We start from the raw sequence: 16,438 nt of genomic DNA on the forward strand, positions 1-16,438 counted from the left end.
TGGGTGGGTCCCCCGAAAACCCCCCAACCGGACCGGGAATAACCCGGCGAGGGGGCAACCAAAAGGGGAAAAGAAGGGGGGGGGCCCCGAACCCCCCCCCCCCCCCCCCCCCGCCGCCTGTCGGCTAGCCGGTGACGCGGCGGAAGGTCCACCGCTGGTTGGAGCCGCCGGTGTCGCGGTACTGGATGAGCGCGGCGCCGTCGGCCGTACTGCCCCCGTTGACGTCGAGCAGCTTGCCGCTGTTGCGGTTGACCACGACGAATGCACCGCCGGTCTGCGAGCGCAGCTGCCATTGCTGGCTCGTCCGGCCGTCGGCGGTCGTCTGCACGACCCGCGCGCCGTCCGCCGTCGAGGACCCCGCCACGTCGAGGACCTTGCCGCTGTTGACGCACATGATGGTGTGGTAGCCGTCCGCTGTGGACTGGAAGGCCCACTGCTGGTTCGATACGCCGTCGTCGGGCCACTGGAGCACGGCTGCGCCGTCCGCCTTGGAGGCGCCGGAGACGTCGGCGACCTTGCCGCTGCGCACGCTGACGCACTTGTAGGCCCTGGTGGGTGCGATGGTGTACTGCACCGAGTCCACGTCGACGTAGCCGGTGCCGTTGGGGTTGTAGGTGTAGAGGCCGACCCGGTCACCGCGGTAACCGCCCCAGGTGAGCTGGTAAGTGCCACCGAAGGCGGTGAACGCGCTTCCGTCGAGGCTGTAGGAGAACCGGCTGACTCCGCCCACGTCCCACGAGGTGCGCAGCCACACGGCGTTCTGCCTGATCACCGGACCGTAGGTCAGGGTGCCGCCGGCGTTGTGCGCGAGCGTGGTGGTGGTACCGGAGCGCAGGACGCCCAACCCCGCGTAGGTCGCCGCGTAGTGGCACAGTCCGGCGTGCTGGCCGTCGGCGAGGCCGGCCAGTTCGGCGACGGGGCCGACGACATGAAGAAGCCTTCGTCGGGCGTGTTGAAGTACACCCGGTACCGTCCCGCGTGGTAGCGGATGGCCCCGGCCCACACGCCACGGCCGTAGCGGCTCATCCGGTCCCAGTTCAACAGAGGTCCGATGCGGGTGAGATCATCGACCACGCCGCCGAGCGTCCGCCAGTTGACCAGGTCCTTCGAGTGCAGCACGGCCATACCGGGCGAGTACCCGAACGTGCTGGTGACGCCGTAGTAGTCGGAGCCGACCCGGATGCAGTCCCAGTCGCTGAAGTCGCCCGGGAGGACGGGGTTGACGTAGGTGCCGTCGCCCTTGTCTCCCCACGTGCCCTCCGGAGGGGTGGCTGCCGCCGCCCTGCTCGGCGGCAGCAGACCCGGGAACACGAGCGCCCCCGTGCCGACCGCGGCGAGCCGGCCGAGCTGTCTTCTGGTGATGTCCACGATGTCCGTCCTTGGAGGGAGTCAGTCCACGTTCACGGCTTGCCACAGCTGGCTGTCGGCGTTCGTGTCCGCCGTCTGCACGAGCTGGGCGCCTGCTGCCGTCGAGGAGCCGGACGCCGCGAGCAGCTTGCCGCTGTTCACGTTCCTGATCTTGTAGTAGCCGTTTCCGGCGGTGACCAGGGTCCAGTGCTGGGTCGCACCGTTGTTGTCGGGCTGCTGGACGATCGTCGCGCCGTCCGTGGTGGACCCGCCGGTGACGTCCAGCAGCTGACCGCTGTTCTGGCTGACGATCTCGTAGCTGCCGTCACCGACCGCGACCCACCGCCAGCGCTGGTTCTGCGCTCCGGTGTCGTTCCACTGGAGGACGTTCGCCCCGGCGGAGGTCGATCCGCCCGAGACGTCGATCGCCTTGCCGCTGTTCTTGTTGAGGATCTTGTAGAACGCGTTCTTCGCGGGGAAGGGGATGGAGGCGAACGCGTCCAGCGCGCAGACGGTGTTGGAAGAGGCCGTGTTCTTCGTTCCGACGCACACGACCTTGATCGTGTGGGGACCCGCGGCGAGATCCGTCCTCTCGAACAGCACCACCTGCTTCGTCACCGTCGAGGCATAGGCGTCGATGCCCGACTGCGCCAGGGCGCCGTCGACGTAGACGTCGACCTTGCCCATGTTCGGCTGCTTCATGCTGAGATACCGGACGCCCCAGCCGGTGAACGAGTACTGGACGGAGTCGCCCGCCGTGTTCGTGTACTTCTCGGACCCGTTGAAGTCGCGGGAGTCGTTCCAGTTCGACCAGCCGGAGGAGTAGGTGAGGCCGGAGTCCTTGTCGTCGACGTAGGCCCATCGCTGCCGCACGAGCGACTTCGACGCGGGGGACGCGTTCCCCTGGGCGTCCACGACGTAGAGGCGGTAGTCGCCGACCGTCGGCGGGACGGCGATGGTCGGCGCGGTTCCGGCCGCCTTCGTCATGGTGGGGCCGACGGCGAACGTCGTCGTACCGGAAGGGGCCAGCCAGAGCGTCCTGGTCGCGTCACCGAGGGCGCGGACGGGGATGGACGACACGCCCTTGCCGGTGAACGTGCTCGCGGGCAGGGCGTAGTCCTGCAGGCCGAGGTTGCTCCGGGGGACGATGTCCTTGTAGCCGTCCTCCAGGCCGGAGTTCACGGCGATGTCGTACGCCTGGGGCGGCCACACGTTGTCCGCGTACGCGTGCACGTCCTGGATGGTGCTGTTCGGGACGTTCTTGCTGGCGATCTTGTTGACGGTGCCGTAGGTGTTGGTGATGCTCAGGTCGTGCTGCCGGCCCCAGGTGCCGGAGTTGACGGTGTAGGCCAGGCCCGGGTCGACGTCGAGCACGTTGTCGTGCTCGTTGAGGTAGGCGGAGCCTTCATCGGGGTGCATTCCGTACTTGTGGCCGGCCGGAACGCCCTGGATGTAGTTGTTGCTGATCTCGGTTCCCGGCTGGCTGCCCAGCGTGTAGATGGGAGCGGAGTCGCCGAGCACCTGCATCGTGTCGACGATCTGGTTGTGGCTGATGGTGTTGTTCTTCGCCGTGGTCGTCGGCACACCAGGTCGGATCGAGTTCGCCGAACCGTCGAAGTTCCACCATCCCCAGCCGAGGGTGATGCCCGCCCACGGGGACTTCTCGATCCGATTGTGCTGCACGGACAGGGAATCGACGAAGTACGCCGACACGGGGCTGGACCCTTCGAACAACACCGCGCTGTCGTAGAGGTAGTTGTCCGTGATCGATATGTTCTTGCAGACTCCCTCGACGTTCACCGGGTACTTCTCGTGGTTGGTCGAGGTGTAGTCCCCGATGTACACGTGCTGGGGATGCCCCACGGTGATGGCGGATCCGGCTATGTCATTCGTGATGTTGCCGGTCAGTTGCGAGTCCGTCACGTCGTTGACCATGTTGATTCCGTCGGCGCCGGTGTGCTGCACCGTGTTGCGCCGGAGGATGATCCCGTCGGCGTTCTCGATCTGGATGATCCCCGGCGGCAGGTCGACGTTGCGGTAGGTGTACGCGTGGAAGTTCTGCCTCGCGTACACGGTCGAACTGGCGTTGCCCTGCTGGCCCTGCCGGAAGACGGAGCCCGCGACGTTGACCAGGTTCCAGTCGGAGTGCTCGACCGTGAGACCGGAGAAGGTGATGTTGCGGGCGTGGTCGGTCGTGGACGTGCCGGCGATCCTGATGAGGGTCGAGACGTCGTTCGGCGCGAAGACCTGCGCCGACGTCATGTCCTCGGAGCCGGACTTGTAGTAGTACAGCGTGTGCTTCGTCTTGTCGAAGTAGAACTCGCCGGGTTGGTCCAGGAATTCGTACGCGTTCATGAAGGTGTGGCTGCCGCCGCCGGCGTTGAACCTGCCGTTCGGCGGCCCCTGGGCGATGGCCGCACCCGGCTGCTGGAACAGGGCCACGCGATTGGCGCCGTCCGAGCTCGTGGTGATCTGGCGGACTCCCAGGATGGCCGTGGTCCAGGTCGTCGCCGACTTGATCTCGACGTCGTCCTGGTTGGAGGCGACAGCCGGCAGGTCGGAGAGGCCGTACTTGGCTCCGTCGCACTGCGAACCCGACTCCCAGGCCCAGGGAGCCTGGCCGGCCGTCACGGTGTAGGTCCCGTAGCATCCGGCCGAGTTGATCGTCTTCGAGGCCATCCGGGCGCGCCTGCCGTTGACGTAGAGCGCGCGGAGCTTGTTGTCGCGGTTCAGCGGGGCCTTCCAGATGTTCCCGCTGTGCTGTGTCCAGCCGGTCACCTGAACGCCTCCGTTCAGCACCGGCTTCTCGTCCTGGTAGGCGGCGTACACGACATGGTGGCCGTTCGTTCCCGAGTCGGCCGGCGTGAAGTTGATGGTGCTGCTCACCGAGTAGTTGCCGCCGCGGAGAAAGACGTTGATGTCTCCGGTCATGTCGCTGTTGACCGTGCGCACGACGTCCCGTGCGTGCTGCAGGGTCTTGAACGGCGCGGTGATCGTCCCGGGGTTGGCGTCGTCGCCGTCGGGGGCGACGAAGTAGGTCGCCTGGGTTGCGGCCGAGGCCGAGGCCGGGGTCGGGGTCGTGAGGGATGTCAGCAGCACCGCGGAGAGAGTCATCGCAAACACTGCTGACACCTTGCGGATGGTGGAGGTGACGGGCTTCATCGTCTGCCCCTCCGGCTGGTTCGGACCTCCGGGAAAGCGTTCATGCGGCGGCTCCAAAGGCCGGGCGGCCGTGTAACGGACGGAGAGTGTCATCGTGTTCTCCAGCGCTCCTGCAGCACGAGCGCCGACGGTCAGCTGCGGGCGGGAAGGCGGTAGAAGGTGGTCGCGGTGCCGGCGAGGAGCGCGTGGATCTCGTTCTCGGCACAGTCGGTGAGCAGTTCGTCCACGGTGGCGGCCCAGCGGTTCCAGCCGCCGGCGAGGTTGGCGACCGGCCAGTCGGAGCCGAACATCAGCCGGTCGGGGCCGAAGGCGGTGAGCAGGATGTCCCAGACCGGGCGGATGTCGACGGTGGCCCACTTCTCGTGGTCCGCCTCGGTGATCAGCCCCGACACCTTGCAGACCACGTGCTCGTGTGCGGCCAGCGTGCGCAACTGGCGTTCCCAGTCCGCAAGTTCACCGTCGGCGATCGACGGCTTGCCTGCGTGGTTGAGTACCTGGGGCAGGTCGGGGAAGCGTTCGGCCAGGTTGATCGCCTGGTCGAGCTGGTGGCTGCGGACCAGTACGTCGTACGAGAGTCCGCGGTCCCTGGCCACCGCCAACCCCCGCTCCGCATCCGGGCGTTGCAGCCAGCCCGGGTCCGTCTCGCCCTGGACGAGATGGCGCAGGGAGCGCAGATACGCGCCGCCCGGTCCGGCGAGCAGTCGGTCCAGCACCTCGCCGATCGCCGGTGACGTCAGGTCCGCCCAGCCGACCACCGCCTCGATCAGCGGCTCGTACTCAGCGAGGGCGAGCAGGTCCTCCGTCTCGGGCACGTCCGGCATGCACTGCACGGCCACCGTGCCGTGCAGACGGCGGCCCGCGATGGGGTGGGTCGCGGTGGTACGCAGGTCGCCGGGGGTGAAGGTACGGCGGATCGTTGCCAGGTCGGGGTCGTCGAGCCAAGGCTGCGGACGCCGGTCGAGGTCCCACAGATGGTGGTGCGCATCGATGAGGACGGGGGCAGGGGCGGAGGTCATGGCAGGTTCCAAGTCGGTCGGTCTGGCGGCGGCCGCGTCAGACGGTGACGTCTTCACCGGGCGGGTCGAGGTGCCAGATCTCGGTCAGTTCCGTCCACTGGCGTGAGTCACCCCGGTCGGGCCAGGGCTCCTGGCAGGGGTCGGTGAGCTTCCACCACTCCTGGGTTTCGGGGTCGGCTTCGAGGGTCGCCGTGTCGGCTTCGAAGTCGTCGCCGTGGTACTCGAAGTAGGCGAACAGCACATCGCCGTGGAGGAAGATGCTGTAGTTGCGGATGTTCGCCCGGTGCAGGGCGGCTTCGACTCCGGGCCAGACGGCTACGTGGAGTTCGAGGTACTTCTGGCGGTATTCGGGCCGGAGCCTGATGGTCTGGGCGATGCGTTGCATCACGCACGCTCTTGAGGGTTGAAGGGCGTCCGGTAGCTGGGCGTGTTGGTGCGCAGCCGAAGCCGGAGGGTGAGCCGGATTCGGGTGGAGGCGGGCAGGTGGACGGTCAGGAAGGCGCTGTCGCAGGCCTTCTCCGTCTCGGTGACCACCGGTTCCGTGTGGCCGTAGTCGTACATGTCCCCGATCCAGCTGTCGTCTTCGCAGGTCGTGTACCGGACGGCGGTGATGGTGTGCTCGGCGAAGGCGCCTGCCTGGACGATCACCGTGCGGTCCGTTTCGGGGGAGAGGTTCACCAGTTCGACGGTGGTCGCCTCGGGGTCGATGGAGGTGACGAGTGCGGCCACGTCCGGGGGCAGGCCGGCGCGGCGGGCCTCGGCGTCGTGGTAGCGGAGCCGGGCCTGCTGCAGGCCACCGTTGTACAGCACCTGGGGGCCGCCCCAGGTCAGCTGGACGAGGGCTTCGGTGGCCACGGGATTGCACTGCTGCCACACGTGGATGTCCGCCTCGGGCACGTCCAGGTCGCGGTAGCGGTCGATGCGCCTCAGGCGGTGGCGGACCTGGGCCTGGGCGGCGGCGAGGATCCTCTCGGGGTAGCCGGGGTCTTCACCTGCGAGGAAGGCGAACCACGCCTTTTCGTGCCCGGACTCCTCCTTGGCGCGGAACGGCCGGACGGTACGCCAGTCGATGCCGTCGGCTTCGCGCAGCCGTTCCAGCCGGGTGCGGTCGGCGGCTGAGGCCGTGTGGTGCCACAGGGCCACCGGTACGGGCGGGGTGGCCGGGTTGTAGTCGAACCAGCCGGAGTCGTTGTGGCGGAAGGGAAGGTGGAGCGTGGGCGTGTGCATGTCCGGGCCGAGCTCGGCCACCCACTTGGACGGGAGACTGGAGTCCGCCTCGGTGTAGGGCATCACCTTGCCGTGGGCGATGAGGGTGTCGAGTGAGGTCGCGACCATGGAGAGGTAGTCGTCGTCCCCGGTGACCGTGGCCGCCGCCAGCGCCGCCACACAGACCGCGTGGCCCACGCTGTGCCAGCCGTGCGGCCAGGACCAGCCGTAGTGGCCGCCGTACCAGCGCCCCTCCAGCAGACTGCCGACGACCCCGTCCGGGCCGACGTTGTCCGGAATGAGGCCGTCGTGCGCCTGGGCGCGCTCCCGCCAAGCGCCCACGTACTCGACGATCCATTCGCGGTAGCGGTCCTCGCCGGACAGGATCCAGGCGTTGAGGACCAGTCCGGCCGCTGCGAGGTTGACCGCCGTGTCGCCGACGCCCATCCGCTCGCGCATCTGCGCGCCCAGACGCGGATCCTCGGACAGCGGGTGCGGGCCGCCCTCCGCCTCGGGGATCCACTCCAGGGGGAATCCGTACGTCTCCGCTTCCTTCAGCAGCCAGGGATAGACATCGCCGTCGAACAGGCCCCGGCGGTCGGTGTCGCTGCCGTTGTGCGGCCGGAGGATGATGCGTTGTTCGGGGTCGTAGTTTCCCTTGGCCGGGTCGACGTACAACTCGGCGAAGCGCAGGGCGCGTTCAGACCAGCGGTCGGGGGCTGCCATGCAGAGGAAGTAGAGCAGCAGCAGGCTCTCACCCTGGTGGAACCAGTCGTAGCCGCGCTCGAACTCGTCGCGCAGCATGCCCAGTTCGGTGAGCTGCCGGGTCACGCCCTCCCAGTGCTTCTCACTGGCGGGCAGCAGGTCGTCGGCGCCGCCGAGGAGGTAGAGCTGGGGCCAGTTGAAGAACACCTCGTAGAAGTCGTCCACACCGTCACGGGTGGTCAGCCGGCCGGTGTAGTTCAGCCGTCCGTCCGGACCGGTGAAGTCGCGGGCGAAGCGCCGCCAGGCGTGGTCGAGCAGGTCGAACAGGGCCCGCTGGGCCACAGCCCAGCCGGGCGGTTCCAGCAGCGGCACTCCGGCCCGGACCTCGGGTGCGGGGGCCGGGTGGCCGGCGGCCGGGGCTTCCTCACCCAAGGTCTGGTCGTCAGGATCGAAGGGCATGTGGAGGATCTCCGTTCGGAGGGGGTGGCGCGGGCGTCATTCCTTGGTGGCTCCGGCGAGCATCCCGCTGACCAGGAAGCGCTGGGCGAAGAGGAAGACAATCAGTACCGGTGTGATGGCCACCAGCGTTGCCAGAGCGAGCTGCGGGCGCTCGATCGCGAGCGAGCCGACGGTCGGGTTGAACGACGGCACACTGCTGAGCAGGGTTCCGACGCCCACCTGGACCGGCATCTGGCTGCTCTCGGGGAGCATGACGTACGGCAGGAAGTAGTTGGTCCAGTTGGCGACGAAGCTGAAGAAGCCCACGAGCGCGATGACCGGTGTGGCCAGCGGCAGCGCGACATGCCGGAAGACGCCGAACTCGGAGCAGCCGTCGATCCGTGCCGCTGCCAGCAGGTCCTTCGGTACAGCGGTGGTGAAGTAGATGTACGTCAGGTACACCCCGAAGGGGTAGAACGAGTACGGCAGGATGATCGACCACATGGTGCCGATCAGATGCACGGCGTTGATCTCCAGGAACAGCGGCACCACCAGCGTGGCGTTCGGCATGAGCATCACGACCAGGGTCGAGACCAGCAGGGTGTGCCGGCCGCGGAACTCGGTCATGGCCAGGGCGTATCCTGCGGGTACGGCCACACACAGCGTGATGACCAGCGAGATCACCGCGTAGAGAGCGGAGTTGTCCAGCCACTGCATGAGGGCGTTGTCCTGGAACGCCGTGAGCGCGTCCCAGTTGGCCTTCAGCGCGTGCCAGGAGCCGAAGGAGAGCGGGCTGTCGTGGACGAGTTGCTGGTCGGTCTTGGTCGCCGCGAGGACGAGCCACAGCACCGGCAGCACGAAGAACACCACGAACACGGCCAGCACGGAGCCGGTCAGCAGCCGGGACGGCATGTGCCGTGCGGGTCGGCGGCGCTGCCGCGACGCCCGATGTGGTGCTCGGCTCATGACGCTGCGTTCCCCTTCCGTGCGTGCCGTGGCGGAAACCGGATTGGCAGGGGTCTTAATCGGCATCGAAGAATCCCGACCGTGCGACGAAGACTGCGGCGGCCGACACGCTGACGACCAGGAGCTCCACCGAGACCGCGGCAGCGCCGTTGATGTTGTTCATCTGGAAGGCGAAGTCGTACGTCAGCTGGTTCAGCGAGTAGTCACGTCCGGCCACGCCCACGCTGGCGAGGGAGAGCAACTGCGGCTCGACGAAGAGCTGCGCGCCGCCCGCGAACGCCAGGATCACCATGTACACGATCCACTTGCGGAGCATGGGGATCTGCACATGCCAGGCGGTCTGCCAGGCACCCGCGCCGTCGATGTGCGCGGCTTCCATGACGTCCTTGGGGATGTTGTTGAGCGCGCCGTACATGACGACGATCCAGCCGCCCGCACCGGTCCAGAACGCGATGATCGTGAACAGCAGGGGCAGGTTGCCGGGAGCGATGACCTCGCCGAAAGTGTGGAACCCCAGTGCACCCAGCAGCGAACTGACCGGGCTCACCGTCGGGTCGAGCATGAACAGCCACACCAGCACGCTCGCGGCGCCGGCGAGGGCTCCGGGGATGTAGTACAGGAAGCGCAGCGCCTTGCCGACGGTCCCGGAGGCCAGGCGGTGCAGCAGCAGCGCCAGGCCGACCACGAACACCACCAGCGAGGCAAGCCAGAAGACGAGATAGACCGCGACGTGGCTCACGGCGTCCATGAAGCGGAAGTCCCGCGCCGTGGTGACGAAGTTGGAGAAGCCGGTGAACGTGCCCCCGGCGTCGGTGAAGGCGAAGTAGATCGCGTATCCGGTCGGAAGTATGCCGAAGGCGATCAGCAGCAGCACGTAGCCGGCGACGAAGGCCGTACCGGCCCGGCTCTGCCGTGCGGCGCCGCGACGGCGCCGGTGGGCGGAGCCGGCCGGGGAGTGGGTCAGGGTCACTGGGACACCTTGTATCCGTTGGACTGGGCGTACTTGACGATGGAGTCCTGCCAGGCGGGCAGCATGGAGACGATGGTCTTGCCCTGGGTCAGGCCGGGCTTGACGGTGGCGGCCCAGATCGCCTCCTGGCTGAACTGGCCCGAGCCCCAGCCCGGCCAGACCTGTGAGGACGCGTCCTTGAGGGCGCTCAGGTCGCTGGCGAAGTAGCCGGAGGCGTCCTGGCCCTTCAGCCAGGTCTCGGCCGCAGCCGTGTAGGCCGGGAAACCAGGCGCCTTCTCGCCCTGGTAGGCGTTGTCGGTGGTGACCCACTTCAGGAAGTCGGTGGCCGCCTTGATGTGCGTCGAGTGCTGGGACAGCAGCCAGGTGCCGCCACCGACGTTGCCGGTGGACGGCGAGGTCTCCCCCTTCCACTGGGGGATGGGCGCTGCCGCGATCTGCTTCGCCGGGGTCTTGAGGGTGTCCTTGAACACCGCGCCCCCGAACCAGGCGGGGCCGGGCATCAGCAGGACCTTGTCGGCCTCGTTCTTGCCGAAGTCGGTGCTGAAGACCCCGCTGATGGACATGGACTTGCTCTTGATCAGCACGTCCATGAGCCTGGCCATCTTGGTGCAGGCCTCGCTGGTGGTGTTCACCGACACGGACTTCGGGCCGGTGATGTGGTTGGCGCCGCACTTGCTCGCCCACAGGTAGATCTCGGGGGTGAAGGAGTCGCCCGCGTCGCCCACGAGGTAGCCGGGGTGCTCCTTCGCCACCTTCTCGCCGAGCTGCTGGTATTCCTCCCAGGTCGTCGGAACCTGGTAGCCGAACTTCTTCAGCAGCGGCGCGCTGTACCAGAGCACCGCCTGGGAGAGGTCGTTGCGCAGGCAGTAGACGGTGCCGTTGACCGTGCAGACGTCGTTGGCGCCGCTCGCGAACTGCCCCAGGGTCCCCGAGGGGATCAGGCCCTTGTTGAGCGGCGCCGCGAAGCCCGCGTCGACGGCCCAGGTCACTTCGTTGTTCTGAGAGCTGAACACGAGGTCCGGCCAGCCCTTGCCGGTGCGGTTGAACAGCTGGACCTTGGTCTGGAGGTAGTTCGAGCCGTTGGCGTCGCCGTCGTAGGTGACGATGTCCAGCTTCACATCCGGGTGCAGCTTCTGGTACAGCTTGGCCGCGTCCAGACGGGTCGCGTCCACCCAGACAGTCAACGCGCCGTCCTTCTGCGGCGCCTGGGCGAAGCCGTCCTTGGCGGTCGTACCGGCAGCGCCTCCGCCGCAGGCAGTCAGGGTCAGCGCCGCGGTGGCCGCGCAGCCGGCCAGCAACGCCGCACGCCTCTTGCTGAGCACTCTTTCCTGGCTGGACGAAGGCTTGTTGACGGTCATATGCAACTCCACTGGGTTTGCGGACGCTCCCAGGCAGATCGGGAGAGCGGCGCGTGGATGAGGGCGACGTCGGGCCGTCGCGGTCGAGTGTCGGGTGGTGAGGACGGCTGTGCCGCGGTGCCGCTGCGGAAGAAATTAGCCGCCTTATCGAAGGATCCGTCAAGAGGTGTGGTCGGCTTTGGTGCGGCGAATTTGTGGCGGCTGATGCGGGTGGCGGTACGCAGCTACGCCGTTTAAGCACCGTTATGTCGGCATAGCTCACCGATTTATGTCTCACGCTTGTGCTAGATAAGTAGGACTCATTAGGTGTCTGAGGTACGATGAGCACGGCTCCACAGCGGTCACCCGCACTCGTCGCAGTCACTCCCGGAGGCAGGACAGATGAACGACACGCCCGCGATCGCAGCGGCCCTGCCCGTGCAGGCATCTCCCGCTGCGGCAGCAGCGGCGAAAAGCTCGGACGAGCGGCGTGACTACCGCCCCGGTTACGAAATCGTGGCCGAGCGGATCCTCGAGTTCATCGCCGATGCGCGGCTGGTGCCGGGCGACCGGATGCCCACGGAGAACGATCTCGCCCAGCAGCTGAACACCAGCAGGGCCGTCGTTCGGGAAGCCGTGAAGATCCTGTCGGCGCTCGGCCGCGTCCGGGCGCACAAGGGTCGCGGACTGTTCGTTGCGGACGACGAGGGCATGCTCATCACCAGCCGCTGGGGAGCCTTCTTCCGGCCGGTCGACCTCGACCACGTCCTCATGCTGTTCGAGTTCCGCAGAGTTCAGGAGATGGCCGCCAGCAGTCTCGCGGCCACCCGCGCCACGCCCGCCGAGCTGCGCACGATCGAACTCGCCGTGCAGCGGTGCCGGCACGGGCTCGTCCACGATCAGGTCGAGGTGTTCAACCAGGCGGACGACGACTTCCACGCGGCCGTGGCCACAGCCTCGCACAACACCTTCCTGGTCAGCGCCGTGCGTGACGCACGACGACTGCAGCGGCAGTCCAGCGCGATCGGGATCCACGACACGCTCGGTGAGAACACCCGGTCCGCGGTGGAGGAGCACGAGGCGATCTACCGGGCCATTCGTGACGGCCGGTCCGATGAGGCGGCCCGGGCCACGGCCGCACATCTCGACAGGACGCTGGAGGACTACCGGCGGGAGATCCAGCGGCGCCTGTTCGGATAACCGGCGCCAACGCCTTCTGCGTTCAGGATTTGCGCGGGGAGCACGGTCGGGGACCGCGTTGCGCAATCAAGTTCAGTTCCGCAGGTCGAGCCGGATCTGACGCGCATCGAGTGGGGATCCCGTCCTCCGAGTCACGGCGGGGAGTGCGTCGAGCTTCTTCCGCGCCGCCTCCTTGTCGCTCTGCGCCTCACGTAGCCGAGCCCGGCCAGGGCATTCACGCCGACGAGAATGGCTGGTCGAGCGGGCCGAGAATGGCGGGAAGATCGTCCATCCAGGCGAGGACCGCTTCTTCGTAGCGGATTCCGAAAGCGAGGGTGGCGCGCTGGTAGGCGTCGACCCCCGCGGTTTCCAGGCGTGCTTGGTACGTCTTGAGGCGCTGCTGGTGGACCGTCCGGTGGTGGTCGACGTGGCACAGCAGGCGGTCGCGGTCGAGATGACCGCCGAAGGCGATCGTCAGCAGCAGGGGGTAGCGGATCTGTTCCGTTCCCGGGGGTGTGATGATCCACTGCGCGAACGCCTCGCGCCCGGCCTCGGTGAGGTGGTAAGGGACGCGGGCGCGCGGTCCGGCGTCCCCTGCCGTGACCAGCCCGCGCTCGGCGAGTGCGGCGAGTTCGCGGTAGACCTGGCTACGGGTGACGGTCCAGAAGTCGCCGACGAGCTCCTCGGCGATGGCGACGAGTTCGTATCCGCTTGCCTCCCCGGTGTGGAGAAACCCGAGGAGTGTGGCGGCGGTCGCGTTGAGGCTGTCCATGAAGGGCCCTCCCTTGACACTCCACAGTGGACGGTACATGATGCTGGCCGTCGACAGTCCACTGTGGTCGGTCCAATGTGGCATGTTTCAATGTGCCACCCGGAGCGGGCCCTCGTGGGAACGGCGCAAGGGGGAGGGGTGTGATGGCGCGCTTCGGTCTCGGCTTCCAGAGCCCGGATGACGAAACTCATGCGGTGGAGCTGCCGGTCAGCGGACGCCTGCCCGAGTGGTTACGTGGCGTGCTGCTGCGGAACGGACCTGCCAGGTTCGAGGCCGGCGGCACGGGGTTCCGCCACTGGTTCGACGGTCAGGCCATGGTCCACCGGTTCGCCGTCGACGGCGGCCGGGTGGAGTACGCCAACCGTTACCTCGACACGCCGAGCAGCCGGGCCGTTCTCCGGGAGGGCCGGATCCGCTACCAGGAGTTCGCCACCGACCCCTGCCGCAGTGCCTTCGCCCGTTTCTTCACACCTTTCCAGCGCTTACGGCCCGTCAACCCGAACGTGAACATCGCCAGGTTCGGGGACCAGGTCGTCGCGCTCACGGAAACCCCGCTGCCAGTCGAGTTCGCGCCGGAAACCCTCGCCACTGTCGGAGTGGTCGATTACGAGGACCGGCTCGGCGGGCAGTTCACGACGGCGCACCCCCACCAGGACCCGGTCACCGGTGACCTCGTCAATTACGTGACGCACTTCTCACGGCGCAGCGAATATCGTGTGTATCGGCAGAGGTCCGACGGCACGCCGCGCCGCGAGCTGTTCGGGCGGTACCGTGTCGACGAGCCCGCCTATATGCACAGCTTCGCAATCACCTCCGGGCATGTAGTGCTGGTCGAATTTCCCCTGGTGGTGAACCCCTTCAGGCTTCTGCTGAGCGGGCGGCCCTTCATCGAGAATTACCGTTGGAAGCCGGAGCGCGGAACCCGGTTCATCGTTATGAGCCGAGATGGGGGACACGTGCGCGCGGTGCTGCGCGGCCCGGCGTGTTTCGCCTTCCATCACATCAACTCCTGGGAAGAGAACGGCCGGCTCCTCATCGACCTGTGCGCATACCAGGACGCCTCGATCATCGAAGCCCTGTACCTTGACGCCCTCCGCGGCGGTGGTGCTCTCCCGCAGGCCACACCCACGCGGTTCTCCCTGGATTTCGAGGCCGGAACGGTCACGGCGGAAGAGCTGTCGGGGGAATCCCTGGAGTTGCCGCGCATCGCCTATGGGCAGCGCAATGGCCGGGCCTACCGCTACGCGTACGGTGTCGGTTCCCGCGATCGCCGGACCGATGACTTCCTCAACCAGCTGGTGAAGCTCGACGTCGGTGACGGCAGCACGCTTCGGTGGCAGGAGGAGGGCTGCTACCCCGGCGAGCCCGTCTTCGTTGCGGCGCCCCCCGGTCACGGCCGGGACGGAGCGGAGGACGACGGAATCGTGCTCGCGGTCGTCCTCCGTTCGGCGACCGCGTCGTCGTATCTCCTGGCGCTCGATGCGCGGACCTTCCAGGAAGTGGCTCGGGCCGAGGTCCCGCATGCCGTCCCGTTCGGGTTCCACGGCACCTTCCTCCGGTCGCACCGCAGCGGGTGAATTCCGGTTCCGGAAGTAGATAATTCTGAGGCCGCCGAAGGTCGTCCGCGTTCCGGAATTCGCCGCAGGATTGTCATGGACATGACATTTTTGGCACGCTTGGAAGTGGCGAGTGTCGTCGTTTTCCTTCGCGAATAAAGAAAGCCATTTCTCTCCGACTGACCCGTCGGTAATAATCCTGGCTCCGTTCATTTTCCGGAAAACAATGGATACCGACTGTTAACGAGCAGTCTCTTGAGGGGCCATAACTGCGGCTCTAGGCTTCAACTACTGGCTGGAAAGAGCCGGTCGCGGAAGTGTCCCATCGCCGGCGGCGAGCGAACAGCGAACCTGGATCCAGGCTTACTGGTGGTAAGGAGGGCTTTGGGTCTGTCGTTCCGGCGACTTCTCGTGGGGATGTGATTGCCTGTCCCCGGTGAAGTCGGTCAGATTCCCCCCGCTGTTTTCGTCGTTCTGATTCGAGGCTGTCTGCGGAATTCCCCACATCCGCAGAGCTGTCACGCGAGCCCTGCCGCGTTCTGTCCCGCTCGGGTCCGTCCCCGTTTCCCCGGAAAGGAATCATCATGCCCGCAGTGAGCGCGCTCGAGGCGCAGGAGTGGTTGATCGAGAAGATCGCGCACCGCCTCGGTGCACAGCAGACCGAGGTCTCGCCGGAGATGTACTTCGACGAGATGGACCTCGACTCGACGGAAGCCCTGATCCTCGCCGGCGAGATCGAGAACTGGCTGGGGTTCGAGCTCAGCACGACGACCCTGTGGTACCACCCCACCGTCAAGGAGCTGGCCGCTCACATAGCGGAGGAGAGCGACCGACATGCAGCCTCCGCGTAGCGCCGAACGGCCCGTCATCCACCGCTACCGCGTTGCGGCAACGGGCAGGCACACCGTCTACCTGGTCCATCCCGGCGCGCTCGACGCATCCGTCCACCGCGGCCTGGCGGAGGCCCTCCCCACAGGCGTGGGGCTGACCGTGCTCGACCTGGGCGGTCTGCCGGAGTACTGGCAGGCCGCGCTCACCGGTGGCCGTGCCGCCACCACGGTCGACGCCCTGGCGTCCAGGTTGCTGACGGCTCTCCGGGTGGCCCACATGGAGGGCGACTATGTGCTGGCGGGCTGGTCCTTCGGTGGTGTGGTGGCGCACGCCATGGTTGGTCTGTCCGCGTCGCACCGCCGTCCCGGGCGGCTGATGCTGCTGGACAGCATCGCGCCCGTCGAGGCGTACAAGCAGGACGACGGCACCCTCGAACCGCCCCTGTTGCTCGGCTGGTTCACCATGTACCTCGGCGCCAAGCGGGGCCGCCCGGTGCCGCTCGACGCGGAGCGGCTGGCCGGCCTCGGTGTCGACGACGGCCTGAAGCTGGTGCTGGAGGCCGCCATCGCCGCCGAGGTGCTGCTGCCCTCCACTCCGCTCCCAGGACTCCGCAAGCTTTATGACACCTATGTCGACGGTCTGCTGCGCAACAACCGTCTGACCAACCCTTACCACCCGCTGCCGGCGCCGGTTCCCCTGGTGCTGGTCAAGGCCGAGCGCAGCCTCGTCCCCGGGGACCGCACGCTGGGCTGGGAGCCCCTGGCTCCCTATGGCCTCGAGGTGCACTCCTGCCCGGGTGACCACTACACCATGCTCACCCGCGCCGACGCCGCGGCCGCCATCGCGTCGTTGCTCGATGCTGCCTGACCGCTGACACCGGGAACCTCAGGTATCTCGGCATCGAGAACCAGCAGAACCTTCGCCGGTAGGCCCACCCTCCTTCACCGAGGCCG

Annotated in this window: 14 protein-coding genes; 4 read left to right on the plus strand and 10 right to left on the minus strand. The window is 67.3% G+C overall.

The genetic code is table 11. From position 1 onward, the window contains the following. Positions 1 to 124 precede the first annotated feature (124 nt). From ACZ7L1_RS24025 to ACZ7L1_RS24065, 9 genes are all read right to left on the minus strand, one after another. Complete coding sequence (locus ACZ7L1_RS24025) at positions 125 to 844, minus strand: RICIN domain-containing protein (RefSeq protein ID WP_471440000.1); 720 nt, start codon at positions 842 to 844, stop codon at positions 125 to 127. Then, a complete protein-coding gene (locus ACZ7L1_RS24030; RefSeq protein WP_471440001.1) occupies positions 784 to 1,368 on the minus strand; it encodes a family 43 glycosylhydrolase in 585 nt (194 codons plus the stop codon). Before ACZ7L1_RS24030 ends, ACZ7L1_RS24025 begins: the two co-directional genes overlap by 61 nt. A 21-nt stretch (positions 1,369 to 1,389) precedes the next feature. Next, positions 1,390 to 4,461 (minus strand): RICIN domain-containing protein, encoded by a 3,072-nt coding sequence (locus ACZ7L1_RS24035; protein ID WP_471440189.1) that lies wholly within the window; start codon positions 4,459 to 4,461, stop codon positions 1,390 to 1,392. 179 nt (positions 4,462 to 4,640) lie between these two features. Next, positions 4,641 to 5,525: an amidohydrolase family protein gene (locus ACZ7L1_RS24040; RefSeq protein WP_471440002.1), complete on the minus strand. Its 885-nt coding sequence runs from the start codon at positions 5,523 to 5,525 to the stop codon at positions 4,641 to 4,643. A 37-nt stretch (positions 5,526 to 5,562) separates the two neighbouring features. After that, on the minus strand, positions 5,563 to 5,910 hold the full coding sequence (locus ACZ7L1_RS24045; protein WP_471440190.1) for an L-rhamnose mutarotase: 348 nt from the start codon (positions 5,908 to 5,910) through the stop codon (positions 5,563 to 5,565). Beyond that, entirely contained in the window at positions 5,910 to 7,895 is a 1,986-nt protein-coding gene (locus ACZ7L1_RS24050; protein WP_471440004.1) for a DUF8034 domain-containing protein, read from the minus strand. The genes ACZ7L1_RS24045 and ACZ7L1_RS24050 overlap by 1 nt, the downstream gene beginning before the upstream one ends. A 36-nt stretch (positions 7,896 to 7,931) precedes the next feature. Continuing rightward, positions 7,932 to 8,786, minus strand: coding sequence for a carbohydrate ABC transporter permease (locus tag ACZ7L1_RS24055; protein WP_471440191.1), 855 nt, complete (start codon positions 8,784 to 8,786; stop codon positions 7,932 to 7,934). A 109-nt stretch (positions 8,787 to 8,895) separates the two neighbouring features. After that, on the minus strand, positions 8,896 to 9,810 hold the full coding sequence (locus ACZ7L1_RS24060) for a carbohydrate ABC transporter permease (RefSeq protein ID WP_471440005.1): 915 nt from the start codon (positions 9,808 to 9,810) through the stop codon (positions 8,896 to 8,898). Continuing rightward, positions 9,807 to 11,168, minus strand: coding sequence for an ABC transporter substrate-binding protein (locus tag ACZ7L1_RS24065; protein ID WP_471440006.1), 1,362 nt, complete (start codon positions 11,166 to 11,168; stop codon positions 9,807 to 9,809). The genes ACZ7L1_RS24060 and ACZ7L1_RS24065 overlap by 4 nt, the downstream gene beginning before the upstream one ends. Before the next feature lie 381 nt (positions 11,169 to 11,549). Here ACZ7L1_RS24065 and ACZ7L1_RS24070 point away from each other — a divergent pair, with 381 nt between their 5' ends. Continuing rightward, positions 11,550 to 12,347, plus strand: a complete 798-nt coding sequence (locus ACZ7L1_RS24070) for a FadR/GntR family transcriptional regulator (RefSeq protein WP_471440008.1) — start codon at positions 11,550 to 11,552, stop codon at positions 12,345 to 12,347. 214 nt (positions 12,348 to 12,561) lie between these two features. On the opposite strand, the gene ACZ7L1_RS24075 is transcribed toward ACZ7L1_RS24070, so the two are convergent. Further along, positions 12,562 to 13,098 (minus strand): PadR family transcriptional regulator, encoded by a 537-nt coding sequence (locus ACZ7L1_RS24075; protein WP_471440010.1) that lies wholly within the window; start codon positions 13,096 to 13,098, stop codon positions 12,562 to 12,564. 143 nt (positions 13,099 to 13,241) lie between these two features. Between ACZ7L1_RS24075 and ACZ7L1_RS24080 the strand changes: the two genes are divergently transcribed. The 3 genes from ACZ7L1_RS24080 to ACZ7L1_RS24090 all read left to right on the plus strand — a co-directional run bounded on the left by ACZ7L1_RS24080 (position 13,242) and on the right by ACZ7L1_RS24090 (position 16,352). Further along, positions 13,242 to 14,675 carry a carotenoid oxygenase family protein gene (locus tag ACZ7L1_RS24080; RefSeq protein ID WP_471440012.1) on the plus strand — a complete coding sequence of 478 codons (1,434 nt, stop codon included), beginning with the start codon at positions 13,242 to 13,244 and terminating at the stop codon, positions 14,673 to 14,675. Positions 14,676 to 15,238: 563 nt separating this feature from the next. Next, positions 15,239 to 15,505, plus strand: a complete 267-nt coding sequence (locus tag ACZ7L1_RS24085) for an acyl carrier protein (protein ID WP_471440014.1) — start codon at positions 15,239 to 15,241, stop codon at positions 15,503 to 15,505. Next, positions 15,489 to 16,352 (plus strand): thioesterase domain-containing protein, encoded by an 864-nt coding sequence (locus tag ACZ7L1_RS24090; RefSeq protein WP_471440016.1) that lies wholly within the window; start codon positions 15,489 to 15,491, stop codon positions 16,350 to 16,352. The genes ACZ7L1_RS24085 and ACZ7L1_RS24090 overlap by 17 nt, the downstream gene beginning before the upstream one ends. Positions 16,353 to 16,438 lie beyond the last annotated feature (86 nt).

Source organism: Streptomyces sp. NPDC107546 (genome assembly GCF_055639175.1).

Bases quoted from the DNA above. Each gene is read 5' to 3' on its own strand.
- ACZ7L1_RS24035 (WP_471440189.1), bottom strand. From the start codon at position 4,461: ATGACTCTCTCCGCGGTGCTGCTGACATCCCTCACGACCCCGACCCCG.
- ACZ7L1_RS24040 (WP_471440002.1), bottom strand. From the start codon at position 5,525: ATGACCTCCGCCCCTGCCCCCGTCCTCATCGATGCGCACCACCATCTG.
- ACZ7L1_RS24045 (WP_471440190.1), bottom strand. From the start codon at position 5,910: ATGCAACGCATCGCCCAGACCATCAGGCTCCGGCCCGAATACCGCCAG.
- ACZ7L1_RS24050 (WP_471440004.1), bottom strand. From the start codon at position 7,895: ATGCCCTTCGATCCTGACGACCAGACCTTGGGTGAGGAAGCCCCGGCC.
- ACZ7L1_RS24055 (WP_471440191.1), bottom strand. From the start codon at position 8,786: ATGCCGTCCCGGCTGCTGACCGGCTCCGTGCTGGCCGTGTTCGTGGTG.
- ACZ7L1_RS24065 (WP_471440006.1), bottom strand. From the start codon at position 11,168: ATGACCGTCAACAAGCCTTCGTCCAGCCAGGAAAGAGTGCTCAGCAAG.
- ACZ7L1_RS24070 (WP_471440008.1), top strand. From the start codon at position 11,550: ATGAACGACACGCCCGCGATCGCAGCGGCCCTGCCCGTGCAGGCATCT.
- ACZ7L1_RS24075 (WP_471440010.1), bottom strand. From the start codon at position 13,098: ATGGACAGCCTCAACGCGACCGCCGCCACACTCCTCGGGTTTCTCCAC.
- ACZ7L1_RS24080 (WP_471440012.1), top strand. From the start codon at position 13,242: ATGGCGCGCTTCGGTCTCGGCTTCCAGAGCCCGGATGACGAAACTCAT.
- ACZ7L1_RS24085 (WP_471440014.1), top strand. From the start codon at position 15,239: ATGCCCGCAGTGAGCGCGCTCGAGGCGCAGGAGTGGTTGATCGAGAAG.
- ACZ7L1_RS24090 (WP_471440016.1), top strand. From the start codon at position 15,489: ATGCAGCCTCCGCGTAGCGCCGAACGGCCCGTCATCCACCGCTACCGC.